The 24739-nt window shown below is 73.2% G+C and carries 19 protein-coding genes and 1 pseudogene; 3 read left to right on the forward strand and 17 right to left on the reverse strand.

All coding sequences use genetic code 11. From position 1 onward, the window contains the following. From BS72_RS05305 to BS72_RS39415, 11 genes are all read right to left on the reverse strand, one after another. A complete protein-coding gene (locus BS72_RS05305; RefSeq protein WP_051950689.1) occupies positions 1–729 on the reverse strand; it encodes a glycosyltransferase family 2 protein in 729 nt (242 codons plus the stop codon). A gap of 17 nt (positions 730–746) precedes the next feature. Then, a complete protein-coding gene (locus BS72_RS05310) occupies positions 747–2324 on the reverse strand; it encodes a lipopolysaccharide biosynthesis protein (protein ID WP_157856152.1) in 1578 nt (525 codons plus the stop codon). Further along, a complete protein-coding gene (gene rfbD, locus BS72_RS05315) occupies positions 2317–3237 on the reverse strand; it encodes a dTDP-4-dehydrorhamnose reductase (protein ID WP_037906800.1) in 921 nt (306 codons plus the stop codon). Before rfbD ends, BS72_RS05310 begins: the two co-directional genes overlap by 8 nt. Then, complete coding sequence (gene rfbB, locus BS72_RS05320) at positions 3234–4217, reverse strand: dTDP-glucose 4,6-dehydratase (protein WP_037906802.1); 984 nt, start codon at positions 4215–4217, stop codon at positions 3234–3236. Before rfbB ends, rfbD begins: the two co-directional genes overlap by 4 nt. After that, positions 4214–5281, reverse strand: coding sequence for a glucose-1-phosphate thymidylyltransferase (locus BS72_RS05325; protein ID WP_037906805.1), 1068 nt, complete (start codon positions 5279–5281; stop codon positions 4214–4216). Before BS72_RS05325 ends, rfbB begins: the two co-directional genes overlap by 4 nt. A 189-nt stretch (positions 5282–5470) precedes the next feature. Further along, positions 5471–7630, reverse strand: a complete 2160-nt coding sequence (locus BS72_RS05330) for a hypothetical protein (protein WP_037906807.1) — start codon at positions 7628–7630, stop codon at positions 5471–5473. Positions 7631–7898: 268 nt separating this feature from the next. Beyond that, a complete protein-coding gene (locus BS72_RS05335; protein WP_037906809.1) occupies positions 7899–9395 on the reverse strand; it encodes a bifunctional cytidylyltransferase/SDR family oxidoreductase in 1497 nt (498 codons plus the stop codon). 145 nt (positions 9396–9540) lie between these two features. Then, on the reverse strand, positions 9541–10980 hold the full coding sequence (gene obgE, locus BS72_RS05340) for a GTPase ObgE (RefSeq protein ID WP_037906811.1): 1440 nt from the start codon (positions 10978–10980) through the stop codon (positions 9541–9543). Between the two features lie 271 nt (positions 10981–11251). Further along, the gene (gene rpmA / locus BS72_RS05345; RefSeq protein WP_037906813.1) at positions 11252–11506 is read right to left on the reverse strand and encodes a 50S ribosomal protein L27; all 255 of its coding nucleotides are present in this window, start codon (positions 11504–11506) and stop codon (positions 11252–11254) included. Positions 11507–11520: 14 nt separating this feature from the next. Then, entirely contained in the window at positions 11521–11841 is a 321-nt protein-coding gene (gene rplU, locus BS72_RS05350) for a 50S ribosomal protein L21 (RefSeq protein WP_037906815.1), read from the reverse strand. 134 nt (positions 11842–11975) lie between these two features. Continuing rightward, positions 11976–12533, reverse strand: coding sequence for an XRE family transcriptional regulator (locus BS72_RS39415; protein ID WP_322942107.1), 558 nt, complete (start codon positions 12531–12533; stop codon positions 11976–11978). Here BS72_RS39415 and BS72_RS39420 point away from each other — a divergent pair. Together BS72_RS39420 and BS72_RS05360 are read left to right on the forward strand one after the other, a co-directional pair. After that, positions 12514–12714: a hypothetical protein gene (locus BS72_RS39420; RefSeq protein ID WP_322942108.1), complete on the forward strand. Its 201-nt coding sequence runs from the start codon at positions 12514–12516 to the stop codon at positions 12712–12714. The genes BS72_RS39415 and BS72_RS39420 overlap by 20 nt on opposite strands. 376 nt (positions 12715–13090) lie before the next feature. Continuing rightward, a complete protein-coding gene (locus tag BS72_RS05360) occupies positions 13091–13423 on the forward strand; it encodes a hypothetical protein (protein ID WP_063835966.1) in 333 nt (110 codons plus the stop codon). Positions 13424–13592: 169 nt separating this feature from the next. Here BS72_RS05360 and BS72_RS05365 read toward each other — a convergent pair. After that, positions 13593–17716, reverse strand: a pseudogene (locus tag BS72_RS05365) (Rne/Rng family ribonuclease). 218 nt (positions 17717–17934) lie between these two features. Next, the gene (locus tag BS72_RS05370) at positions 17935–18714 is read right to left on the reverse strand and encodes a TIGR03936 family radical SAM-associated protein (RefSeq protein WP_037906817.1); all 780 of its coding nucleotides are present in this window, start codon (positions 18712–18714) and stop codon (positions 17935–17937) included. Between the two features lie 636 nt (positions 18715–19350). Between BS72_RS05370 and BS72_RS05375 the strand changes: the two genes are divergently transcribed. Further along, on the forward strand, positions 19351–19779 hold the full coding sequence (locus tag BS72_RS05375; protein WP_037906819.1) for a hypothetical protein: 429 nt from the start codon (positions 19351–19353) through the stop codon (positions 19777–19779). Here BS72_RS05375 and BS72_RS05380 read toward each other — a convergent pair. From BS72_RS05380 to BS72_RS05395, 4 genes are all read right to left on the reverse strand, one after another. Beyond that, positions 19767–20339 (reverse strand): hypothetical protein, encoded by a 573-nt coding sequence (locus tag BS72_RS05380; protein ID WP_157856153.1) that lies wholly within the window; start codon positions 20337–20339, stop codon positions 19767–19769. The genes BS72_RS05375 and BS72_RS05380 overlap by 13 nt on opposite strands. A 328-nt stretch (positions 20340–20667) precedes the next feature. Beyond that, the gene (locus BS72_RS05385; protein ID WP_037906825.1) at positions 20668–20955 is read right to left on the reverse strand and encodes a hypothetical protein; all 288 of its coding nucleotides are present in this window, start codon (positions 20953–20955) and stop codon (positions 20668–20670) included. Between the two features lie 762 nt (positions 20956–21717). Then, positions 21718–23643, reverse strand: a complete 1926-nt coding sequence (locus BS72_RS05390) for a TIGR03960 family B12-binding radical SAM protein (protein ID WP_037906828.1) — start codon at positions 23641–23643, stop codon at positions 21718–21720. Positions 23644–23822: 179 nt separating this feature from the next. Beyond that, positions 23823–24731 (reverse strand): CHAD domain-containing protein, encoded by a 909-nt coding sequence (locus BS72_RS05395; RefSeq protein ID WP_051950691.1) that lies wholly within the window; start codon positions 24729–24731, stop codon positions 23823–23825. Positions 24732–24739: the final 8 nt, after the last annotated feature.

Genomic DNA, 24739 nt, shown 5'->3' on the forward strand with positions numbered 1-24739 from the left:
TCAACCCTTCCGTTGGTTGAGCGACAGGTCGAAGAGGATGTTGACGCCGTTGATCAGGGACTGGCCCTTGGCGCGCGAGTAGTCGGTGTAGCGGACCGACACCGGAGCCTCGGCCACCCGCAGTCCGGACCGGGCCAGGAACGCGGTGATCTCCGAGGCGTGCGCCATCCCGTTCATGGTGATGTGCAGCCGGGAGGCGGCGGCCCGGTTGAACAGCCGCAGTCCGTTGTGCGCGTCGGACAGCCGCAGCCGCCGGGCGGTGGGGCTGACCGCGGCCGCGGCGCGCAGCACCACCCGTTTGCGCCAGGGCACCTGGCTGTGGCCGCCCGGGTCGAGGAAGCGGGAGCCGAGCACCACGTCCGCGCGGCGGCTGTGCGCGACGGCGAGCATGCCGACCACGTCCTCGACCCGGTGCTGCCCGTCGGCGTCGAAGGTGACGAAGCGTTCGGCGCCCGGCTGGGCGAGGGCGTAGCGCAGCCCGGTCTGCAGGGCCGCGCCCTGGCCGAGGTTGACGGGGTGCCGCAGCAGGTGGGCACCGGTGGCGGCGATCCGGTCGGCGGAGCCGTCGCGGCTGCCGTCGTCCACGCACACCACGTGCGGGAAGGCGGTGAGCGCCTCGGCGACCACGTCGGCGACGACGGCTGCCTCGTTGTAGACCGGGACGACGAGCCACACGTCGTCGAAGGCGCGCTTGCGGGTGGTCTGGTGCGGTGCGGCGGGGACCCCCATGGCAGCGCGCCCTTTCGTCAGCTGGTCAACCGGTTGCCTTCTCTCGGACCCTCGGAGCGGTCCGCCACGGCTATGGCACCAGGCACGGTGTCCGCCACGGCGCCGGCCGCGGTGCCCGACGCCGTGTCAGCCGCCGTACCCGCCACCGGACCGGTCACGGCATCCGCGAGTTCCGCCGCGGGTTCCGTCACGAGAGCCGTCACAGGACCCGCCGCGATACCGGCGGCGGAGCCGGAGACGGTGTCCGTCCGTCCGGCTTGACGACGGAAGTGACGCAGAGGTTGCGTCCGGATACGCGAAGTCACCCGCACGGAGAGCATGACCGCGGTGATCGCCGCACCGGCGGCGTAAGCCGCCTCGACACGGTCACGAATCGGAATCGGACTCAGGGTCACCGCGAGCAGCCCGGCGGTGCCCACCGTCCACGCCCCCAGCTGGCGCCGGTGGCCGCCGGTGGTCTGGAGCGCCTGGCCGAGCACGGAGGCCAGCATGTAGCAGAGGGTGCCGGCCGACAGCCAGGCGAAGTCCGTCCAGCGCAGCACGTCCGGCGAGCCGAAGAGCCTCGGCACCAGCCACGGCCCCAGGGCGACGGCCGCCAGGCCCCCGGTGCCGCCCAGCAGCGCGGTCAGTCCGGCGGTGCGCAGCAGCAGCCGGCGGTGGGCGGCGGTGTCGCCGGCGGCGGCGGCGGTGGACAGGCCGCTCAGCAGGGACGCCTGGAGCGAGCCGAAGACGAAGAGCGGCACCCGGGCCAGCACCACCGCGGACAGCAGTGCCGTGACGAAGGCGGTGTCCTGCGGGGCGAGCAGCTTGACGCTGATCACGGAGACGTTGACGAGGAGTTGGGCGAGGAGGGTGGCCGGCACCAGGGCCAGCAGCCCGGCCCGCAGCTCGCGCCACGGCAGGGCGGGCCCGCCGGACCCGCGGCGGCGGGCGGCGCTCCGGACCCGGGGCAGCGTCACGGCCACCGAGACGAGGGTGGGCAGGGTGAGGAGGGCGGCGTACGGCAGCGGCCGGTGCACCCCGGCGGCGGCCAGGGCGAGTGAGCCGGCCACCCGCAGCAGCCCGTCGAGGGCGAGTTGGGCGCCGTACGCGGTGAAGGCGCCGGCGCCGGCCAGCACCCCGCGGGTGACGTGGGCGACGGACAGCGCGGCGAACGCCCCGCACAGCGCGCCGACCAGCGCGGTGTCACCGTCGAAGAGCCGGTCGGCGAGGGGCCTGGCGAGGAGCGCCAACGGCAGGCAGACCGCTGCCAGTTGGGTGAGCGAGGCGGCGGCGGCCCGGCGCACCACCGGGCCGACGCCCTGCCCGGCCACCACGCGGGCGGCCACCAGCCGGGTGACCTCCTGCTCGACCGGGAAGAAGAGGCCGAGCCCGACCGAGAAGACCAGCGTCCACAGCACCGACACGCCGGCCATCCGGGCCGCCGTCAGGCTTCGCCCGGCGGCGGCCAGTTGGACGTAGCTGGCCAGGCCCAGCACCGCGGTGCCGGCCCCGACCAGCGCCGTTCCCGGCGGCAGCAGGGCCGTCGCGTTCGCTAACGCGCGGCGCGCGGTCGCGACCCCCCTTGGCCGTGCCCCCGCCGGCGGCTCAGCCACGCTCGGCTGCCACCAGGGCGGGGAAGGCCTCGGCCAGCGCGGACCGCCAGTCGCGGACGGGCTCGATGCCGGCCTGCTGCCAGCGGTCGTGGCCGAGCACGCTGTAGGCCGGGCGCGGCGCCGGCAGCCCCAGCGCCTCGGTGGTGGTGGGCCGGACCCGCTCGGGGTCGGCGCCCAGCAGCCGGAAGATCTCCCGGGCGAACCCGAACCAGGTCACCTCGCCGCCGCTGGTGCCGTGGTAGACGCCGGCCGGCGCGGCCTTCTCCCCGGTCCGCTCCCCGGCCCCGCGCAGAGCCGCGTGGCCGAGCCGGACCAGCCGGTCGGCCAGGTCGACCGTCCAGGTGGGTTGGCCGCGCTGGTCGTCGACGACGTCGAGGGTGTCCTTCACACCTTCCAGTCTGATCATGGTGCGGGCGAAATTGCGCCCTCCCGCGCCGTAGAGCCACGCGGTACGCACCACATAGCCGTCGTCCGGCAGGGTGGCGAGCACGGCCTGCTCGCCGGCCAGCTTGGTGCGGCCGTAGGCGCCGCGCGGACCGGTCGGGGCGTCCTCGGGGTACGGCCGGTCGGCGTCGCCGGGGAAGACGTAGTCCGTGGAGACGTGCAGCAGCTTCGCGCCGTGCTCGGCGCACGCCCGCGCCAGGTTGCCGGGGCCCTCGCCGTTGACCCGGGCGGCGTCGGCCTCCTGGGTCTCGGCGTTGTCGACGGCGGTCCAGGCCGCGCAGTTGACGACCACCACCGGCTGGTACTCGGCGACCGCGGCGGCCACCGCCGCCGGGTCGGTGATGTCCAGGGCGGCGCTGCCCAGGCCCACCACCTCGGTGTCGGGCTCGCTGCGCATCCGGGCCAGCAGGTCCTGGCCGAGCATGCCGCCGGCCCCGGTCACCAGCCAGGTCGCGTGGGGAGGCTTCACAGTGCGGCGCGCTCCTTCAGCGGCTCCCACCAGGACCGGTTGTCCCGGTACCAGGCGACGGTCTCGGCCAGGCCGGTCGCGAAGTCCTTGCGCGGCTCGTAGCCCAGCTCGGTGCGGATCTTGGTGCAGTCCACCGAGTAGCGGCGGTCGTGGCCCTTGCGGTCCTGGACGTGGTCGACGCTGTCCCAGCCGGCGCCGCACGCCTCCAGCAGCATGCCGGTGAGCTCCTTGTTGGAGAGCTCGGTGCCGCCGCCGATGTTGTAGACCTCGCCGGGACGGCCCTTCGTGCGGACCAGGTCGATGCCCTGCACGTGGTCGTCGATGTGCAGCCAGTCCCGGACGTTGCCGCCGTCGCCGTACAGCGGGACGTGCTTGCCGTCCAGCAGGTTGGTGATGAACAGCGGGATGACCTTCTCCGGGAAGTGGTGGTGCCCGTAGTTGTTCGAGCAGCGGGTCACCCGCACGTCCAGCCCGTGGGTGCGGTGGTAGGCGAGCGCGATGAGGTCGCTGGACGCCTTGGCCGCGGAGTAGGGCGAGTTGGGCTGGAGCGGGTGGTCCTCCGGCCAGGAGCCCTCGTCGATCGAGCCGTACACCTCGTCGGTGGAGATGTGCACGAACGTCTTCAGCCCGGTGCGCAGGGCCGCGTCCAGCAGCGTCTGGGTGCCGGCGACGTTGGTGCGGATGAACTCGGTCGCGCCCAGGATGGAGCGGTCCACGTGCGACTCGGCGGCGAAGTGGACCACCTGGTCCTGCTCGGCCAGCAGCTTGTTGACCAGGTCGGCGTCGCAGATGTCGCCCTCGACGAAGGCGAACCCGGGGTGCGAGCGGACCTCGTCGAGGTTGGCCGGGTTGCCGGCGTAGGTCAGCTTGTCCAGCACGGTGACCTGGACGTCGCCGGGGCCCTGCGGGCCGAGCAGCGTGCGGACGTAGTGGGAGCCGATGAAGCCGGCACCGCCGGTCACCAGTATGCGGTCGGTCATGAGGAGATCTGCACCTTGCTGTGGTCACCGAGGACGAGACGGTGGGCGGCGGGGTTGCGGGGGGCCGGGGTCACCTCGACGTTGCGCCCGATCAGGGACGCCTCGACGCGGCGCACGCCGGTCAGGGAGGAGTCGCGCAGCACTATCGAGTACTCGATCTCGGTGTCCGCGATCCGGCAGTGCTCCGAGACGGAGGTGTAGGGGCCGACGTAGGAGTCGTTGATCTCGGAGTCGGCGCCGATGATGACGGGGCCGACGATCCGGCTGCCGGTCACCTTGGCGCCGGCCTCGATCCGCACCCGGCCGATGATCTCGCTCTCGGCGTCGACCTGGCCGAGGATCTCCGGCTCCAGGGTGTCGAGCACCGACCGGTTGACCTCCAGCATGTCGGTGACGTTGCCGGTGTCCTTCCAGTAGCCGGAGATCGTGGTGGAGCGCACGTCGCGCCCCTCGTCGATCAGCCACTGGATGGCGTGGGTGATCTCCAGCTCACCGCGCCAGGACGGCTTGATGGCGCGCACCGCCTCGTGCACCGCCGGGGTGAAGAGGTAGACGCCCACCAGCGCGAGGTCGCTCTTGGGCTGCTTCGGCTTCTCCTCCAGGTTGCGCACCCTGCCCTCGGCGTCGAGCTCGGCGACGCCGAAGGAGGTCGGGTTGGGCACCTTGGTGAGCAGGATCTGCGCGGCGGGCCGCTCGGTGCGGAACTCCTCGACCAGGCCGCTGATGCCGCCGACGATGAAGTTGTCGCCGAGGTACATGACGAAGTCGTCGTCCCCGAGGAAGTCGCGGGCGATCAGCACCGCGTGCGCCAGCCCGAGCGGCGCCTCCTGCGGGATGTAGGTGACGTCGATGCCGAGCGCGGAGCCGTCGCCGACCGCATCCCGGATCTCCGCGGCGGTGTCGCCGACGATGATGCCGACCTCGGTGATCCCGGCCTCCGCGATGGCCTCCAGCCCGTAGAAGAGCACGGGCTTGTTGGCTACCGGAACGAGCTGTTTGGCGGAGGTGTGCGTGATCGGGCGGAGCCGCGTGCCGGCTCCCCCGGAGAGCACCAGTGCTTTCACGTTACGAGTCCCATGCTGGCTGTGTTTCGGGTGGATACGGGCTAGGCCCTGTCTGGCGGGCGGTGTCCGGCGCTCCCAACGCCCGCCCCACCCGTACGGGCGGACGACATCAGGTGTCAGAGAGGACCTGGGTACGGCGCGACCGTGCAGGGCGCGCCCGGTGTCCCCCGCAGCGAGCATACCCAAGCGTCACCTGGAGTTGCCCTCCCGTACATCTGCCGCCAGCTCGTCCGCGGGGACGCCCTCCGCGGCGGCAGCCCCCAGTTCACTGCGGGCCTCCGCGGTTGTCCCGGGAACCGGTCCGGTTTCACCCGTCTGGCCCATCGCGGCCTGCTGGACGAGGCGGACCTCGGCCTTCCCCGCGAGGTCGCGCACGGCCTGGGTGAAGCGCGTGATGGAGGGGGGCGTGTCCGGGCCGAGCAGGTACTGCTTGATCTCCCGGCGGGCCGTGGTCAGCGGGTCGCCGGACGGGTCGACGACCGCCCGCACCAGTTCACCCACCCGGGTGGCCTGGTTGTCCAGGACCAGCGCGGCCCGGGCGGCGGTGTTCTGCCGCTTGAACTCCTCCTCGCCGAGCTGCGCCGAGTCGGTGATGGCGTACGGCTTGCCGGTCGCCACGAAGTCGGAGACCACGCTGGAGATGTCGGAGACCATCGCGTCGGACTCGTTGAAGCAGTCGTACAGGTGCGGCATCGGGCCGGTGACGACCTTGTGCTCCCACGGGCTGAGCGAGCGCCAGTAGGCGGCGTTCCACTCGGCGCGCAGCTCCGCCAGCCGGGCGGCGAGCCCGGGGTCGGTCATCGCCTCGCGCGACATCACGGCCATGTCGCCCTCGGTGGAGGCGGCCTCGGCGACCAGGGCGTCCAGCGCGGTCTGCACCCGGGCCAGCTCGGTCCTGGCGGCGGCCTGTCCGGCGGCGCCCTCGGCGATCCGCGCGGCCCAGGCCGGGTCGGCGGCGCGCTGGGCGTTGGCCTTGGTGAGGATCGCCACGACCTTCTCGTGGGCGCGCTTGGCCCTGGCGTCGACGGTGCCGGTGAAGGGGTGCGGCTTGTACAGCACCCGCACCGGGACGGGGCCGTCGACCAGGCCGCGGACGATGTTCTGGCCGGCCAGGATCAGCGAGGTGTTGCCCGGGTCGTCGGTCCAGCCCTCCCAGGTGGGCGCGTACAGGATGGTCGGCGTGCCGGTGGCGGCGGAGCCGTCCCAGGGGGCGATACCGGCCAGCTGCGGGCGGCCCACCTCGACGATGTCCTCGTCGCGCACGCCGACGTCGGCCAGCTCGTACCGGTCGCGGCCGGCCTTGCCCGCCGACCACACCTCGTCGTACGCCTTGCTGAACGGGTTGACGCTGGCCACCTTGTCGCTGTCGCCGTGGCCGACGAAGACGTGCTTGATGGTCGGCACCCGCAGCATGTGGATGTTCTTGCCGACGTTGGCCGGGTAGAGGGCGACCCGCACGGTGGACAGGTCCATGTTCATCAGGTGCACCGCGCCCGGCACGCACAGCACCGGCACGGAGGTGTCGGCGAGCTGCAGCAGTATGGCGCGCTCGCGCAGGATCACCAGCGGCCGCTCGCCCTCCAGCCGCGCCATGGTGTCCAGCCACATGTTCACCTGGTAGGCGGAGTCCGCGGAGCCGGAGAAGTACAGCACGGTGGTCGGCCGGTAGGAGCGCAGCCAGGTGTCCATGAAGGCGAGCGCCGCGTCGGTGCGGGCCGGCAGCCGCTTGCGGGCCATGTACGGGGCCAGCGCCAGCGTGTAGGCGATCCCGAGGAGCAGGGTCAGCGCCGCGCCGGTGTAGGCGTAGCCGGTGGCGGCGCCCTTGGCGTAGGCGATGAAGCCGATGACGGCGAGGACGTCCAGGTGGAGCATCTTCTCGGCGGCGCGGCTGGTCAGCAGCGACGGCGGCGCGTCGGTGATCCGCAGCCCCGACAGGTCGATGTTGCGGGTGCCGAAGGGCAGCTTGCGGCGGTTGCGGATGAGGGTGACCAGCGCGGAGTGCGGGGCCTGCATGCCGTAGAAGACGAGGAAGCAGACGATCGCGGCGGAGAAGGCCCGGCCGTTGGCCAGGTTCAGCTGCGCCATGAGCAGCACCACGGTCAGCTCGCGCAGCAGGAACCGCAGCGACAGGCCCGCGCGGGCCTTGCTGAGCCGGTTGATCAGGTAGGCGCGCCGCTGGTGGAGGAACCAGTCGGTGACGTAGCTGACGACGCCGGCCACCGCGAAGAACCACAGGTTGGGCAGCAGCGCCGCCAGCACCAGGCAGGGATAGCTGAGCAGCATCAGCAGCGCGGCGGCGAGTTCGCCGCCGGTCTCCACACGGGCCAGACGAATGGCGGTTGCGATCACGGTGTGGCTGCTCCTGTGCGGTGTCGACGGGAAATGCGGACGGGCACGTTCTGGGCGGGGAACGGAAAGGCGCCCGGCGTGGGGGGACTCACGGGTGATCCGGGGTCCGGGGGGCTCCAGGAAGCCCGGGGCCGCACTCCGGGGGCTCCGGATGCTCCGGGGGTTCGCATTCCCTCGTCAACGGGTGAGGTCCCCGGGCGCGCTCACGCGCGGCAGATCCGGGGGCGTCACCGCGATCATCGATCGCGTTCGAATCGCGGCAAGGCTACTACTCGTCTTCTCCCTGGGCCAAAACATGCGCGAGTGCGCGCTCGATGCCGGAGGCGCCGGTCAGGCCCTGCATCGGGTCCTGCTGGCGGACGTCGATGACGTGCCCGGTCAGGGTGGAGAGCAGCACGTCCAGGGAGGTGCGGGCGACCGCCTCGGAGGAGAGCAGGCTGCCGGCCGGCTCCTGCCCGAAGGCCTTCGTACGCATCGGCGTGGCGGTCCGCTCGGGGTTGACGCAGTTGACGCGGATGCCCTCGCCGGCCCACTCGTCGGCCAGCGCCTGGGTGAGGTTGACCATGGCCGCCTTGGTGGAGGAGTACAGGCTGTACTCGGCGCGGCCGCGGGTGTAGCTGCTGGAGGTGTAGAGCAGCAGCTGGCCCCGGGTCTCCGCCAGGTACTTGTGGGCGGCCCGGGCGATCTGGACGGGTGCCAGGAAGTTGACCCGCAGCGCCTCCTCGATGGTGGCGTTGTCGGTCTCGGCCAGCCGCCCGATCCGCAGCACGCCCGCGGTGTTCACCACGTAGTCGATGCGGCCGGTCTCGGAGTGGGCCTTCGCCAGCGCCTCGTCGACGCTCTCCGGGTCCTCCACGTGGGTGCCCGTGGTGGAGCGGCCGAGCGCGAAGACGGTGGCGCCGTAGCCCTCGGCGAGCTCGGCGATGTCGGCGCCGATGCCGTAGGAGCCGCCGAAGACCACCAGCGTCTTGCCGGTGAGCAGCTCGCGGTAGGCGTCCTCGTCGACCTGGCCGGGGGCGGCGGTCGAGGCCAGCTGGAAGAGCTTGTCGGCGATGAAGACGTCCACCGGGGTGGTCACCTTCATGTTGTGCTCGTCACCGGGCACCACGTAGATCGGCACGTCCGGCAGGTACTTCAGCACCACCGAGCAGTCGTCGGTGGCCTGGAAGTTCGGGTCGCCGCCGGCGATCTCGTAGGCGCGGCGGATCGTGGAGAGCCGGAACGCCTGCGGGGTCTGGCCGCGCCGCAGCCGGGAGCGGTCGGGCACGTCGGTGATGAACTCGCCGTCGCCGCCGTGGGTGCGGGTGACGATGATGGTGTCCGCCGAGGGGATGGCCACGTCCACCGCCTCGTAGCGGGCCAGGGCCGACACGCAGTCGCTGATCACCCGCTGCGAGAGGAGCGGGCGCACCGCGTCGTGGAAGAGCAGGTTGCGGTCCTCGCCCGGCGCCAGCTCCTCGCTGATCGCGGCGATGGCCCGCTCGGTGGTCTCGTTGCGGGTGCCGCCGCCCTCGATCACCCGGGAGACCTTGGCCAGGCCCGCCTTGGCGACGATCTTCTCGACCTCCGGCACGTACCCGGGCGTCATGAGGACGATCACGTCGTCGATCGCGTCGGACTGCTCGAAGATCGCGAGGGTGTGCTCGATCACCGACTTCCCGGCGATCTTCAGCAGCTGCTTGGGAATCGACAGGCCCACCCGCGTCCCGGTACCGCCGGCCAGGACGACAGCGGTGGTGCGGGTGGAGGCGTGGTGCTGGGACACGTGGAACCTACCTAGGGGCAACGGGAGACACGGGGATGGTCTCACCCCCGGTAACCGTCCCGCAAGGCGGGCCCCCCGTCCCGGCCACCCCCCGTTCACCCGGCGGAGCGGAACGTGAACGGCCGGACACAGCGAGGTCCACCCGTCAGTACTCGCCCTCGTCGTACGCGTCGGCCTCGGCGTACTCGTCGTGCGCGGCCTGGCGGTCGCGGCGCCGGATCGCGGCGGGGCGGGGCGGCTCCATCCGCGGGTCCTCGCCGCGCCGGCCGAGCAGCTCGGCGCCGGCCGACATCGACGGCTCCCAGTCGAAGACGACCGCGTCGTCCTCGGGGCCGATCGCCACCCCGTCGCCGGCCCGGGCACCCGCCTTGACCAGCTCGTCCTCGACGCCGAGCCGGTTGAGCCGCTCCGCGAGGTAGCCGACCGCCTCGTCGTTGGAGAAGTCCGTCTGACGCACCCAGCGCTCCGGCTTCTCGCCGCGGACCCGGAACATGTCGCCGTCCTGGGTGACGGTGAAGCCGGCGTCGTCCACCGCCTTGGGGCGGATGACCACGCGGGTGGGCTGCTCGACCGGGCGCTCGGCCCGGGTGCGGGCCACGATGTCGGCCAGCGCGAAGGACAGCTCCCGCAGGCCCTCGCGGCTGACGGCTGAGACCTCGAACACCCTCAGGCCGCGCGCCTCCAGCTCGGGCCGGACCATCGCGGCCAGATCCCGCCCGTCGGGCACGTCGATCTTGTTGAGCACCACCACGCGGGGACGGTCGGCGAGGCCGGCGCCGTAGGCGCGCAGCTCCTCCTCGATGACGTCCAGGTCGCTCAGCGGGTCGCGCTCGGACTCCAGCGCCGCGCTGTCCAGCACGTGCACCAGCACGGAGCAGCGCTCGACGTGCCGCAGGAACTCCAGGCCCAGGCCCTTGCCCTGGCTGGCGCCGGGGATCAGACCGGGCACGTCGGCGACGGTGTAGACGGTCGCGCCGGCGGTGACCACGCCGAGGTTGGGGACCAGCGTGGTGAACGGGTAGTCGGCGATCTTCGGACGGGCCGCGGACAGCACGGAGATCAGCGAGGACTTGCCGGCGCTCGGGTAGCCGACCAGCGCCACGTCGGCGACGGTCTTCAGCTCCAGCACCACGTCCCGGGCCTGCCCGGGCGTGCCGAGCAGCGCGAAGCCGGGCGCCTTGCGGCGGGCCGAGGACAGCGCCGCGTTGCCCAGGCCGCCGCGACCGCCCTGGCCGGCCACGAAGCTGGTGCCCTGGCCGACGAGGTCGGCCAGCACGTTGCCCTCGCCGTCCAGGACGACGGTGCCGTCGGGGACGGGCAGCACCAGGTCGGTGCCGTCCTTGCCGGAGCGGTTGCCGCCCTCGCCGGGCCGGCCGTTGGTGGCCTTGCGGTGCGGGCTGTGGTGGTAGTCCAGCAGCGTGGTGACGTCCTGGTCGACGACCAGGAGCACATCGCCGCCGCGGCCGCCGTTGCCGCCGTCCGGACCGCCGAGCGGCTTGAACTTCTCCCGGTGCACGGAGGCGCAGCCGTGGCCCCCGTTGCCCGCGGCGACGTGCAGTTCGACGCGGTCCACGAAGGTGGTCATGGGCTTCCTCCAGCAGGTACGGGGGTGGTGACGGCCCTGATCGGTGGGGGTCAGGGCAGTGTGCCCTGATCTGTGGGGTCAGGGCGGTGCGCCCTGATCTGTGCGGTCAGGGCGCGGGGCGGGTGGGCCCCGGTGGGGCGGGTGGGCCCCGGAGAGCGGGTACCGCGGCCGGCGGCACTCACGCGACGAGGGCGGCCTCCCTCCCGTGGCCGGGAGTGAGGTCCGCCCTCGACGTTGCTGCGCTACGCGTTGTGAACCGCTGCTGCCTGGATCAGGCGGCGGGAACGATGTTCACGACGCGGCGACCGCGCTTGGTGCCGAACTCCACCGCACCGGCGGACAGGGCGAACAGCGTGTCGTCCTTGCCGATGCCGACGCCGGAGCCCGGGTGGAAGTGGGTGCCGCGCTGGCGGATGATGATCTCACCGGCGTTGACGGCCTGGCCGCCGAAGCGCTTGACGCCGAGCCGCTGAGCGTTGGAGTCGCGACCGTTCCGGGTGGACGATGCGCCCTTCTTGTGTGCCATCTGTTCTCAGTCCCTTACTTCGCAGCCGTGGGGATGCTGGTGATCTTCAGCGCGGTGTACTGCTGGCGGTGGCCCTGGCGGCGCCGGTAGCCCGTCTTGTTCTTGTACCGCAGGATGTCGATCTTCTGGCCCTTGTGGTGGTCGACGATCTCGGCCTCCACCTTGATGCCGGCCAGCACCCACGGGTCGCTGGTGACGGCCTCGCCGTCGACCACGAGCAGGGTCGAGAGCTCGACCGCGTCGCCCACCTTGCCGGTGGAAATCTTGTCGACCTCGACGATGTCGCCGACGGCCACCTTGTGCTGGCGGCCACCGCTACGCACGATCGCGTACACGCGGAACTCACTCTCTGACTCGAAAAAACGGACCCCTGATGCCAGCACGCCCAGTGGTGCGCGGGGTGCCTCTCCCCGGCGGACCAGGGAGGGATGTGCTCAGGTGTTAGGCGCAGACACGCCGAACGTCAAGACTACGGAGTGGGTCCAGCCGGGTCAAATCGCTGGCCCGGGGCCCCGCCGGGGTCCCGAGGCGGCACGGGCGGCGGGGTCAGGGACGCCTTCTCCGGCGACTCCGCCGCCGACGACGGTACGGGGGTGCCGCGCCGCCACAGCTCCTCGGCGTGCTCGGCGAAGCGGGCGAACATGCCGGCCTCCCCGGCGCGCCGGAGGTGCAGGAGCGGGGAGTCGTGGCCGACGAGCCGCGCCAGGTGCGGGGTGACCAGGGCGTCGTCGTCGAACCGGAAGACGGAGAGCGAGACGTGGTTCACCGCGTCCTCGGCCGCGCTGAAGCGCGCCTCCAGCCCGTCGAGCGGCCCGAGCCTGGCCAGGTGCTCAAGGGTGATCCGGATGCGGGTCGACACGGTGAGCGCCACGTCCTCGACGGCCTCCCGCTGCCGGGTCACCTCCCCCTCCGGGTCGCCGAGCAGCACCCGGACGCGCACCCCCTCCCCCGCCTTCCGCCGCAGCGTCTCGACGAGGTTCGGCTGCTCCAGCCACAGGAAGTAGTTGGTGTACCCGGCGAGGAACACCTCCGACCCGGCGCCCCCGACCAGCTCCCCCCACACGGACGAGGGGCAGGCCGACCGGTACGGATACGACCGGACGATCTCCCGGTCCGCCGCCGTCCTGACCGGGTTCCTGAAGGAGTTCCTGATCGAGTCCCCGACTGCCTTCGGCCACAGCATCGCCGCGTCAACTCCCAGCGCCTGAGAGGCGTCCTCTCGGTTCCGTGCGTGCGGGATCAAGTCTTCATCAGAGATCCACCGTTCGACAGTCTTGCCCGTGACCCCCACGCACCGGGCGAGTTGGCGCGGCGTGAGCCTGGCGTCGGACATAGCAGTGCGTAAAGCCGTATTCAAGGTGCTCCCCCGAGACGTTTGGGCGTTCTCCGAACGTAGCGTCGCAACGGCCCGACTGTCCCCGGAACGGACAGTGAAACGTCCTTCTCGGTGAGTCACGCTCGTGTCATGGCGCACAAGCTTGCGTGCCGACATCGCGCGCACCAACACAGATCCGCCCGCCAACGGTGCTGGATCATGCTCCCGAGCCACTCCAAGGCAGGTCGGCGCAGCGGCGGGAGGACATCATGAGAGACCGTCTTCTCCCCTGGGCCGGCGAGGGTGGAAAGCCGTGCTTCCTCTCCACCGACAATCCGAACTCGTACGTGTCCCGCCTGGCCGACAACCTGGAAGCCGTGCAACTCGGGATGGCGAAAGATCTGTTGGAGTACGTGGAAGAGACGGATCTCGATGGCTGCTCAGTCCCCGTGCACACCGCGAAGCTCCTGTGCGCCGCGCTGCGCGACGTGCTGCGTATCGCCAAAAGTCGCGGCGACCGCCTGCCGCAGCCAGAGCACTCCGACGAGGATGACGGAGTCGCGGAGGCGGACGCCGTGACGGACAGGGAGATCAGTCGCTGAGGCCGCCGCGAAGGGGAAAGCGGGGAACCGCCCGCGGGCCCTTTCGCCGCCCCAGGGGCGAATTCAGCCCGGCGACGCCCCGCCGCGGGCAGCGGAGAGCCCCCGCGCGGCAGACACGCCGTGCGGGGGCTCTCGGGGCGGGCGGGTGGGACCCGCCCGCCCGGGAGGGTCACTCCGCGGGCTGCGCCGCGGCCTTCTTCGCTGCGGCCTTCTTGGTCGCGGTCTTCTTCGCGGTGGTCTTCTTGGCCGCCGCGGCCTTCTTCGCCGGCGCCTTCCGGACCCGCTTCTTCGGCTCGGCGTCCGCGCCGGCCTCCGGCTCCGCCGGCGCCGACGGCTCGACGACCACCACGGCGGCCTCCGCCGCGTCCGGGGCGCCCGCGGGCGCCGTCGCCTTGCGGGTGGCACGCCGACGGGTCCGCGCGGGCGGCTCCGTCGACACGGCCGGCTCCGGCTCGGCCACCGGCACCGGCTCCGCCTCGGGCTCGCTCACCGGCACCACGACCACGGCGGGCTCCGCCGCGGCCGGAGCACCGGCGGGTGCCGTCGCCTTGCGGGTGGCACGCCGACGGGTCCGCGCGGGCGGCTCCGTCGACACGGCCGGCTCCGGCTCGGCCACCGGCACCGGCTCCGCCTCGGGCTCACTCACCGGCACCACGACCACGGCGGGCTCGGGCTCGTGGTCCACCGGGGCCGGGGCACCGGCCGGGGCCGTGGCCTTGCGGGCGCCACGCCGACGGCCACGGCGGGAGGCAGCGGCCTCCGCCTCGGCCGCGCTGCCGAACCACTCCTCGTCGACGTCGTCGACCAGGGCCGGCACCAGCTCCGCCTCGCCGACCTCGATCGGCTCGACCTCGGGAAGCTCCTCGACGTCCTCGTCGGCGGTCGCCGGCTCGGTCTCGTGCACGTGCTCGTGGTCCTGCTCGCCACCGGAGCCGCCGCGGCGCCGCTTGCGCTTGCCGCCGCCACCGATGCTGGTGGCCTGCTCCATGTGGACGATGACGCCGCGCCCGTTGCAGTGCACGCAGGTCTCGGAGAAGGACTCCAGCAGCCCCTGGCCGACCCGCTTGCGGGTCATCTGCACCAGGCCCAGCGAGGTGACCTCGGCCACCTGGTGCTTGGTGCGGTCCCGCCCCAGGCACTCCAGCAGCCGGCGCATCACCAGGTCGCGGTTGGACTCCAGGACCATGTCGATGAAGTCGACGACCACGATGCCGCCGAGGTCGCGCAGCCGCAGCTGGCGGACGATCTCCTCGGCCGCCTCCAGGTTGTTGCGGGTGACGGTCTCCTCAAGGTTGCCGCCCTGCCCGGTGAACTTGCCGGTGTTGACGTCGACCACGACCATCGCCTCGGTCTTGTCGATCACCAGCGAACCGCCGGACGGCAGCCACACCTTGCGGTCCAGCGCCTTCAGCAGCTGCTCGTCGATCCGGTACGTGGCGAACACGTCCGTCTCCGACGTCCACCGCGACAGCCGGTCCGCGAGGTCGGGCGCCACGTGCGAGACGTAGCCGTGGATGGTCTCCCACGCCTCGTCGCCGCTGACGATGACCTTCGTGAAGTCCTCGTTGAAGATGTCGCGGACCACCCGCACGGTCATGTCGGGCTCGCCGTACAGCAGCGACGGCGCGTTGCCGGACGTCGACTTGCGCTTGATGTCCTCCCACTGCGCCTGGAGCCGCTCGACGTCGCGGCGCAGCTCGTCCTCGCTGGCGCCCTCCGCGGCGGTGCGCACGATGACGCCCGCGTCCTCGGGGACGACCTTCTTCAGGATGGACTTCAGCCGGGCCCGCTCGGTGTCGGGCAGCTTGCGGCTGATGCCGGTCATCGAGCCCTCGGGCACGTACACCAGGTACCGGCCGGGCAGCGAGACCTGGCTGGTCAGGCGGGCGCCCTTGTGGCCGATCGGGTCCTTGGTGACCTGCACCAGCACCGGCTGCCCGGACTTCAGCGCGCTCTCGATCCGGCGCGGGCCGCCGGACATGCCGAGCGCCTCGAAGTTGACCTCGCCGGCGTAGAGCACGGCGTTGCGGCCCTTGCCGATGTCGACGAACGCCGCCTCCATCGACGGCAGGACGTTCTGCACCTTGCCGAGGTACACGTTGCCCACGTAGGAGGTGGACTGCTCCTTGTTGACGTAGTGCTCGACGAGGACGTCGTCCTCCAGCACGCCGATCTGCGTACGGTCGCCGAGCTGGCGCACCACCATGACCCGCTCCACCGCCTCGCGGCGGGCCAGGAACTCGGCCTCGCTGATGATCGGCACCCGGCGGCGGCCCTGCTCGCGACCCTCGCGGCGGCGCTGCTTCTTCGCCTCCAGGCGGGTCGAGCCCTTGATGGACTGCACCTCGTCGGCGCCCGTGCCGCCTTCGAGGCGGGACGCGCGCGGCTCGCGCACCTTGACGACGGTCCGCTCCGGATCGTCGGCCGACCCCTCCTGGTCGCCGCCGTCCGAACCGCGACGACGGCGACGGCGCCGACGGCGGCTGCCGGACGACGATCCGCCGGCCTCGCCCTCCTCGGTGTCCGCCTCGTCCTCGTCGGGCTCCTCGCCCGCCTCGGTGTCGGACTCCTGCTCGTCGTCCTCGTCGGACTCGTCCTGCTCCTGCGCGTGCGCGTCGCCCCGACGGCGACGGCGGCCACCGCGGCGGCGGCGACGGCTCGGACGCTCGTCGCCCTCGTGCTCGGCGTCGACGTCCTCGGCCTCCTCCGGCTCGGCCTCGGCGTCCTGCGCGGACTCGGCCTCCGGCTCGTCGGCCGACACGGCCTGCTGCTCCACGGGACCGCCGCGGCGACGGCGGCGGCGGCGTCCGGCGCGGCCCTCGCCCTGCTCCTCGGCCTCGACGCGGCCGGACTCCTGCTCCGGCTCCTGCTCGTCGGCCGGCTCCTGCTCAGCGGCCCGCTCCTCGTGGACGGCGGGGGCGCCGGCCTCGGGGGCCTGGAACACGGGGGCCTGGAACACGGCCACGGCGGGGCGCACGGCGCGGCGGCGGCCGCGGGTGGGCACCGCCTCCTCGCGCACCTCGATGGTGATGGCCTCGGCGGGCACGCCGGAGGCGGCGGCCAGGGCCTGGGCGGCGTCGGCGGTGGCGTCGGCCAGCGTGCCGCCGGCCCCGCGCACGGCGCCGTCCTCGGTCTGGACCTCGACGGCCCAGTGGTCGCCGTCGCGCACCGCGCGGGCGGCGAAGGTGACGCCGGCCGTCTCGGCGGCGGCGGGGGCCTGCTCGCGGTCGCCGGCCTCCTCGCGGTCGGCGAGCGAGCCGGGCTTCAGGCGGCGCAGGCCGTCACCGGCGGAGAAGGTGGCGGCGGGCGCGCCCGGGCGGGTGCGGCGGCGCGACGGCCGGCCGGCGCTCGGGGCGCTCGTCCGCTCCGCGGCGGCGGGGGGCTGCGCGGCGGGCGCCTTCGGCTGAGCCGCGGGGGTGGCCGGCGCGGCCGGGGCAGCGGGCGCGGCCTCGCTCGCGGGCGCCGGGGAGGCCACCTTGCGGGTGGCGCGGCGGCGGGCACGGGCCGGGGCGGGTTCCGCCGGAGCGGCGACCTCGGCGGCGGGCTCGGCCACGGGCTGCGGGGCCGCTTCCGCGGCGGGTGCGGGGGTCTCGGCCTGCGTTGCTTCGGGGCGGGCGAAGCGGCCTTGCGCGTGGCGCGGCGACGCGGCTTCGGCTCCTCCTCCGCGACCTCGACCGGCGCCTCGGCAACGGCCTCGGGGGCGGGCGATGCGACCTTACGGGTGGCGCGGCGACGCGGCTTCGGCTCCTCCGCGACCTCGGCGGGCGCCTCGACAGCGGCCTCGGCCTGCGCCGCTTCGGGGGCCGCGGCCTTGCGGGTGGCGCGGCGACGCGGCTTCGGCTCCTCCTCCACGACCTCGACCGGCGCCTCGGCAACGGCCTCAGAAGCGGCCTCGGGGGCGGGCGATGCGGCCTTGCGGGTGGCGCGGCGACGCGGCTTCGGCTCCTCCGCTACCTCGGCGGGCGCCTCGACAGCGGCCTCGGCCTGCGCCGCTTCGGGGGCCGCGGCCTTGCGGGTGGCGCGGCGACGCGGCTTGGGCTCCTCCGCTACCTCGGCGGGCGCCTCGACTGCGGCCTCGGGGGCCGACGAGGCGGCCTTGCGGGTGGCGCGGCGGCGCGGCTTGGGCTCTTCCTGCGTGGCCTCGGCCGGCGCCTCGGCGGCGGCACTCTCGGCGGTCCCGGCCGGCGGTCCGGCGGGGCGGGAGGCGGCGCGACGGCGGCGGCGCGGGGCCGCGGCGTCGTCGGCGGGGTTCTCCGGGCTCGCGCCCGGCGTGTTCGGCTCGTTCTCGGGCATTCGGGTTGTACTCCCGTCATGCTCCCGGGCGCCGGGCCGGTCCGGGTCGGCGGGCCGCTTGGATCGCGGTGGCCGGCTCCGGGGGCGTGGGCGCCGCACGGGAGCTGCTGTCTCGCTCGTCGGCCGGCCCCGGACGGGGAGTCGACGAAAGTCTCGTGTGGTCAGCGCCGCCGGACCCGGGTGGCTCCCTGGTGCGTCGGCGACGCGTGACGCCGTACTTACGCGGAACCGGCCGGCACCGTCGCGTCGTCGCGATCGGGTGCGAGCGGGTCGGTGACCGTGCCGGACTCCTCGTCGAGCGGCCCCTGCGCCAGCCTGGTCACCGCTGCGGGGACCGGCGGCGCGAGGCCGGCCGCCGCGCGGAGACCGGTCAGTACGTCGTCGGGCCGTACGGCAGGTGTCAGATGCCGCACAACCAGCCGCAGTATCGCACAAGCGCCGGACTGCGGCCCATCGACTCCGGTTCCGGCGGTCGGCGTGTCCGTCGGGGCGCCGCCCTCACGGGGGTCGGCGACCTCAAGGCGGGTGACCGCGCCCCGGCAGTCGAAGGTGCGCGTGCCGTTCTTGGTCGCACGCTGGACCTCGACGCTCTCGGCGGCGAGGAACTCCGCGGCGGCCTCACGGGCCCGCTCCGGCTCGACACCGTCCAGCCGCACCTCCCAGACCGACGCCTCCAGCCGGTCGGCCAGGCCCGAGGTGTGGGCCTCGACCGCGTCGACGATGTCGAGCCCGGGGGGCAGCGACTCGTCGAGCAGGCGCCGCAGCTCCTGCGGGTCGCAGTGCCGGGCCAGCCCGATCTCCAGGTACTCGGCCTCGCTGCCGACGCCGGTGGGAGCGGCGTTCGCGTAGGAGACCTTGGGGTGCGGGGTGAAGCCCGCGGAGTACGCCATCGGCACGTCGGCGCGGCGCAGGGCCCGCTCGAACGCGCGCTGGAAGTCACGGTGGCTGGTGAACCGGAGGCGTCCGCGCTTGGTGTACCGCAGCCTGATTCGCTGCACCGTGGGCGCGGGAGGCGGGCCTTCGGGCTGTCGCTTGCCCAGTGTCGTTCAGTCCTTCGTCTCTGATCGGTCGTGGTGACCGGTCTTCGTCACGCGCACGTCCGACCGGTCGGGCGCGTGGCGTCCGCCTCCGGCGGTGGTCCTCGCGGACCGGCCCGAAGCGGCCGTGCGATGCGGCCCGTCCGGTGCGCTCGCTGCTTCCTGCCGCGCACCCGGCAGGCGCGCGTCCGGAATTCCTACCCGTCCAAGGTTACGCCGTGCGGCGCCGCCCTCACACCCGGCGCGGTCCGCCCTGTGGACAACCGCGGCCGGGCGGGTGCGGCGGACCGCCAGGTGAGGACGTGCGGCCCCCTTCCGCACCGGCACCCTGTTCTCCCCGCGCTCTTCCCGCCTGCCGGGCTTCCGCCGGACTTCCGCCGGACTCCCTGCCGGGCCTCCCGCCGGGCTTCGCCGCGCCGGACGACGCGGCGAAGGCGACACTTGAAGCCCCGGGCCCCGGCAGCATCCGGGGCCACCGGCCGATCCGCCGCCGCAGGCGGGAGCGCGCGCCATACGATGGGAGCGTGCGCGGGTCGGACATCGTCGGCCGGAGCTGTCCGCGCCGGTGCGGGCCCGCCGCTACGAGGTGAAACCGCCATGACCATCGCCATCGCTCTCGCCGTCATCGCGGTGCTCGCCGGCCTCGGTGTCTGGCTCCTGCGCCGCCAGGCCGCTCTGCAGCGTGACTTCGGCCCCGCCCCGCACATCGAGGACGGGCCGCCCGGCGACAGCGACCCCGACGCGTCCGGCCCCGCACCTGACGCGCCCTGGCGGGAGGGCGCCCCGGAGCCCGGGCACGGCACGGAAACGGACGCGGACGGGCGGCAGCCGCCGCGGACCGTGGTGGTGGAGGAGCCGATCTCCTCCTCGGCACCGGACGCGGTGGAGACCAGGCCCCTCACCTCCGAAGCCACCCGCGGAGCCACCACCCAGGTCACCCCCGAAAACGCCCCCGAACCCCCGGGAGACGACTCCGGCGAGGCAGCGGCCGGACCTTCCGGCGAGGCGCCCGATCACCGCCCATGAGGCTGGTGCGGGCCCGCTGTCGCCACGCGGCGGGCGCCCTCGGTGAGCAGCAGCAGGGTGATCCCGGCCGCCAGACCGGTCCAACCGCCGAGGGTGGGATAGCCGTGGCCGTGAGCCGCGGTGGGCGGCACCGTCACGCCGAGGACGCCCAGCACCAGCGGCGGCGCGGCTGCGAGCACACCGCCCACGGCCCGGCCTGACCACAGCCGTACCGCGCCGGCCGCGCCGAACGCCATCACGGCCAGCCACACCGCCATGGCCTGGGGGGCGAAGAAGAGCAGCACGAGGGCCGCAGGAAAGGCCGCCGTGTAGCAACCGAGCAGCGTCAGCGCGGCCACCAGGGGCATCCGCCAGGCGCGGCCCCCGCGCGGCGGAGCGAAGCGCGGCAGCAGCACGGCACCGGCCGCTCCCGCAGCCACCGCGGCGCCGGCCCACCACATGAGGACCGGGTTCGGTGCCGTCAGCCCGTCAGGCCGCGCCGCCAGCACCGCGCAGGGCACTGCCACCGTCGCGACACCCGCGCCCACGGCTGCCGCGCTCCACACGGAGACCGATCGCAACGCAACCCATCTCCTCCCCCGCGGGGCGGCCCAGCCGTCGCGGCCATCGTAGCCAGGCGTCGCCGCGCGCCGTTCCTCCCCGCCGTCAACGGAAGGAAGAGCACTCCGGGCGAGCGTCAGGCAGTTCGCGGCCCGCCGATCCGGGACGCCTGGACGGCGAGGCACAGAAAGGCATCGGCCACAGAAAGACACCGGCCACCGGAAATCCCCTTCCAAAGGAAGGGAATTCACCCGTCCGGTGCCTTCCCCCCCGACGCTCCGCCGACATCCGAGCGGCGCCGAAAAAAAGCCGCAGCGGCTCGGAAAGGGAGCCGCTGCGGCGGAAAGGTCATTCGAAGTCGACCCAGTCGGTACTGCCGGACGAGATGAACCAGTTGGAGCCCACGTCCACGATGGAGACGGTCTCGCCGTTCAGCCCCTCCGTCCCCTTGAAGTACTCGCAGCCGTCGACATTGCACGCCTCGAAGTAGAGGTAGTAATCCTCTCCGTAGTACGCCGAACCGCTGTCGCAGTACGCGGTGGCGGTGTGCGAGTCATAGTCGATCGAGCACCCCGAGACCTTCGTGACCAGGGGCACGACCGCCTGGGGCACCGCCTGGGCGAGAGGGGCGCGCACGGCGGGACGATCGGCCGCGTGCGCCGCGGAAAGGGACGCGGCTCCCCACAGGAAACACATGACAGTGGCGCCGACGGCAGTAGCCCTTTTGAACACGACCAGTTCCCCTTGTGGTGTGAGTTCTTCCGGAAGGCGAGGAGGCGCACGCCCGTTCTTGCCATGTGCATTCAAGCACATGGCACATGCCGGCAACAGGGGCGATGCGCCGCCGCGGACAAACGGAACAGGCGCTTCCGGAGGCTTTCCGCAGGTAATCCGGATGAAAATCCCCAACCCTTGACCCAAGATCGCGATTGAGGAAATATCACGTTTTCACCGGAGCGACGCGGCACACCAGTGGCCAGAAGAATGCCACCGCCGGTTTGCACGGTTGCGGAAAGGGGAATCATCCCTCGCCCCCGGTTCGGGGGAAATGTGCGGAGATCCCGGGAGCAACACCCCAAGCCGCCCTCGTACGGGGCGAAGGCCAGTCCCCGGGCTCCCCTGACGTACGGGCAGGACAGGCAACACGCCGTGCGGGCCTCAAGGTCGGCAACGGTCGCACTGCCGGACGGCGGGTACCTGTCCACGCGGAAACGCGACGACGCGCGTTGCCGTATGGGCAGGGCTCCGGGAACGCCGAGAGGCGCCCGGAGCAGATCGTCCGGACGCCTCTCCCCTCGCCCGCACCCCACGCGGCCGCCGGGGACACGATGCCCGGGGCCGCCTAGGGGTGGGCGGGCGCCTCAGCCACCCGCAGAACGGGTGAGGCGCCCGGCACGGCTACTTCTTGACCATCAGCGGCAGGAGCTTCTGCCCGGTGGGGCCGATCTGGATGTGGGTGTCCATCTGCGGGCACACGCCGCAGTCGAAGCACGGCGTCCAGCGGCAGTCCTCGACCTCGGTCTCGTCGAGGGCGTCCTGCCAGTCCTCCCAGAGCCAGTCCTTGTCCAGGCCGGAGTCCAGGTGGTCCCAGGGCAGGACCTCCTCGGCGGTGCGCTCGCGGGTGGTGTACCAGGCGAGGTCGACGCCGTGGGCGGGCAGGGCGGTCTCGGTGGCGCGCATCCAGCGGTCGTAGGAGAAGTGCTCGCGCCAGCCGTCGAAGCGGCCGCCGTCGGCGTAGACGGCGCGGATCACGTCGCCGACCCGGCGGTCGCCCCGGGAGAGCAGGCCCTCGATGATGCCGGGCTTGCCGTCGTGGTAGCGGAAGCCGATGTTGCGGGCGTACTTCCGGTCGCTGCGGATGGCGTCGCGGAGCTTCTCCAGGCGGGCGTCTGTCTCCTCCACGCCCAGCTGCGGCGCCCACTGGAAGGGGGTGTGCGGCTTGGGCACGAAGCCGCCGATGGACACGGTGCAGCGGATGTCGTTCTGCCCGGTGACCTCGCGGCCCTTGGCGATGACGCGCTTGGCCATCTCCGCGATCTGGAGGACGTCCTCGTCGGTCTCGGTGGGCAGCCCGCACATGAAGTACAGCTTCACCTGGCGCCAGCCGTTGCCGTAGGCGGTGGCGACCGTGCGGATCAGGTCCTCCTCCGAGACCATCTTGTTGATGACCTTGCGGATGCGCTCCGAGCCGCCCTCGGGGGCGAAGGTCAGCCCGGACCGGCGGCCGTTGCGGGTCAGCTCGTCGGCGAGGTCGATGTTGAAGGCGTCGACCCGGGTGGAGGGCAGCGACAGGCCGATCTTGTCGTCCTCGTAGCGGTCGGCCAGGCCCTTGGCGATCTCGGCGATCTCGGTGTGGTCGGCGGAGGAGAGCGACAGCAGGCCGACCTCCTCGAAGCCGGTGGCCTTCAGGCCCTTCTCGACCATCTCGCCGATGCCGGTGATCGAGCGCTCGCGCACCGGGCGGGTGATCATGCCCGCCTGGCAGAAGCGGCAGCCGCGGGTGCAGCCGCGGAAGATCTCCACGGACATCCGCTCGTGGACCGTCTCCGCCAGCGGCACCAGCGGCTGCTTGGGGTACGGCCACTCGTCGAGGTCCATGACGGTGTGCTTGGACACCCGCCACGGCACGCCGGAGCGGTTGGGCACGACGCGGGCGATCCGGCCGTCGGGCAGGTACTCGACGTCGTAGAAGCGCGGCACGTAGACGCCGCCGGTGCGGGCCAGCCGCAGCAGCAGCTCGTCGCGGCCGCCGGGGCGGCCCTCGGCCTTCCAGTCCCGGATGGTGTCCGTGACGGTGAGGACGGCCTGCTCGCCGTCGCCGATGACGGCGGCGTCGATGAAGTCGGCGATGGGCTCGGGGTTGAACGCGGCGTGGCCGCCGGCCAGGACGATCGGGTCGTCGAGGGTGCGCTCGGCCGCGTCCAGCGGGATGCCGGCCAGGTCGAGCGCGGTGAGCATGTTGGTGTAGCCCAGCTCGGTGGAGAAGCTGAGGCCGAAGACGTCGAACGCGCCCACCGGACGGTGGCTGTCGACGGTGAACTGGGGCACCCGGTGCTCGCGCATCAGGGCCTCCAGGTCGGGCCACACGCTGTAGGTGCGCTCGGCGAGCACGCCCTCGCGCTCGTTGAGCACCTCGTAGAGGATCATGACGCCCTGGTTGGGCAGGCCCACCTCGTACGCGTCCGGGTACATCAGCGCCCAGCGCACGTCGGCGCTGTCCCAGTCCTTGACGGTGGAGTTCAACTCACCGCCGACGTACTGGATCGGCTTCTGTACGTGCGGCAGCAGCGCTTCCAGGCGCGGGAAGACCGACTCGACAGGCATTTCGGCGACTCTCGTGTCTCGGGGCTGGGCCATCCCGGCGGAAATCCGCGCGGGGAAGAGTGACCCTCAACAGTACCCGAGGCCGGGCCACCTCAGATCCGGCGTCGCCTCCGGCCCCTGTCCCGGCTCCGCGCGGCCCCTTCCAGCCGCCGCGCGGCCCCGAACGAGGCGGGCGCGGCTCAGTCCGCCTGTCCGGACCGCCGCCACTTCTCGTACAGCCGCTCCCGGGCGGCCGAGGCCAGCCGCGCCTCGGCCAGCGCCATCGCCTCGTACGGTGCCGGGTCCTCCCCCGCGGCGGTGGCGGCGGCGCGCAGCCGGGCGAGTTCGGCCCGGGCCATCACGCTGTCCTGGTGCTCGCCCAGCAGCTTCTGCGCGGCGGTCATCCGGGAGGTCTGCGCGGCGGCACGGCGGCCGAGGACGGGTTCGGCGGCCTCGCTGGAGTAGCGGGCCCGCTTGGCCTCCTTGCGGGCCTGGTGCAGGGCGGCGTCCTGCTCCGGCCCGGGGGGCAGGTCCAGGGCGCGGCCGAGGGCGAGGCGCAGCCGGTGGTGGTCGCGGCGCGTCGTCCTGAGCGCGGACAGGACGGGGTCGTCGGCGGCGGCCGGCCGGAAGGGGGGCCGGGACAGCAGCGTGTCGTAGGAGCGCAGCAGGGCGGTGTAGCGGTCGCCGTCGAGGGCGCGCACCACCTCGGCGTGGGGTCGGGCGCGGCTGCGGGCGGCGGTGAGCCGGGCGGTGAGGGCGGCGGGCGCGGGGCGCAGTTCGGCGGCCCGGGCGGCGAGCCGCTCGCCGAGCACCTCGCGGTCGCGTTCGGCGCCGAGGAGTGCGGCCAGCCACCTGAGCTCGTCGCCGAGCGGGTCGGTGGCGGCGCGGTCGAGCAGCCGCCGGTGGCTCTTGAGGGCGGACCGTGCCCGCCGGGTGGCGACACGCATCCGGTGGACGGCGTCCTCGCGGTCGCGGCGTACCTCCGGTTCGAGGACGGCCAGGGCCTCACGCTGGGTGCGCAGGTAGGCGAGGACGGCCTGGCCGGCGCTCGCGGGCGGCTCCCCGGTGCCTCCGGCCCCGGCCGCGGCGCGCGCGTGCGGAGGGCCCATAGGTGGAC

Source organism: Actinacidiphila yeochonensis CN732, from assembly GCF_000745345.1.
Classification (GTDB): Bacteria; Actinomycetota; Actinomycetes; order Streptomycetales; family Streptomycetaceae; genus Actinacidiphila; species Actinacidiphila yeochonensis.

Excerpts from the sequence above, each read along its gene's own strand:
- BS72_RS05375 (WP_037906819.1), top strand. The coding sequence starts at position 19,351 with ATGACCATCGCCATCGCTCTCGCCGTCATCGCGGTGCTCGCCGGCCTC.
- obgE (WP_037906811.1), bottom strand. The coding sequence starts at position 10,980 with ATGACCACCTTCGTGGACCGCGTCGAACTGCACGTCGCCGCGGGCAAC.
- rpmA (WP_037906813.1), bottom strand. The coding sequence starts at position 11,506 with ATGGCACACAAGAAGGGCGCATCGTCCACCCGGAACGGTCGCGACTCC.
- rfbB (WP_037906802.1), bottom strand. The coding sequence starts at position 4,217 with ATGACCGACCGCATACTGGTGACCGGCGGTGCCGGCTTCATCGGCTCC.
- BS72_RS05305 (WP_051950689.1), bottom strand. The coding sequence starts at position 729 with ATGGGGGTCCCCGCCGCACCGCACCAGACCACCCGCAAGCGCGCCTTC.
- BS72_RS05395 (WP_051950691.1), bottom strand. The coding sequence starts at position 24,731 with ATGGGCCCTCCGCACGCGCGCGCCGCGGCCGGGGCCGGAGGCACCGGG.
- BS72_RS05390 (WP_037906828.1), bottom strand. The coding sequence starts at position 23,643 with ATGCCTGTCGAGTCGGTCTTCCCGCGCCTGGAAGCGCTGCTGCCGCAC.
- BS72_RS05360 (WP_063835966.1), top strand. The coding sequence starts at position 13,091 with ATGAGAGACCGTCTTCTCCCCTGGGCCGGCGAGGGTGGAAAGCCGTGC.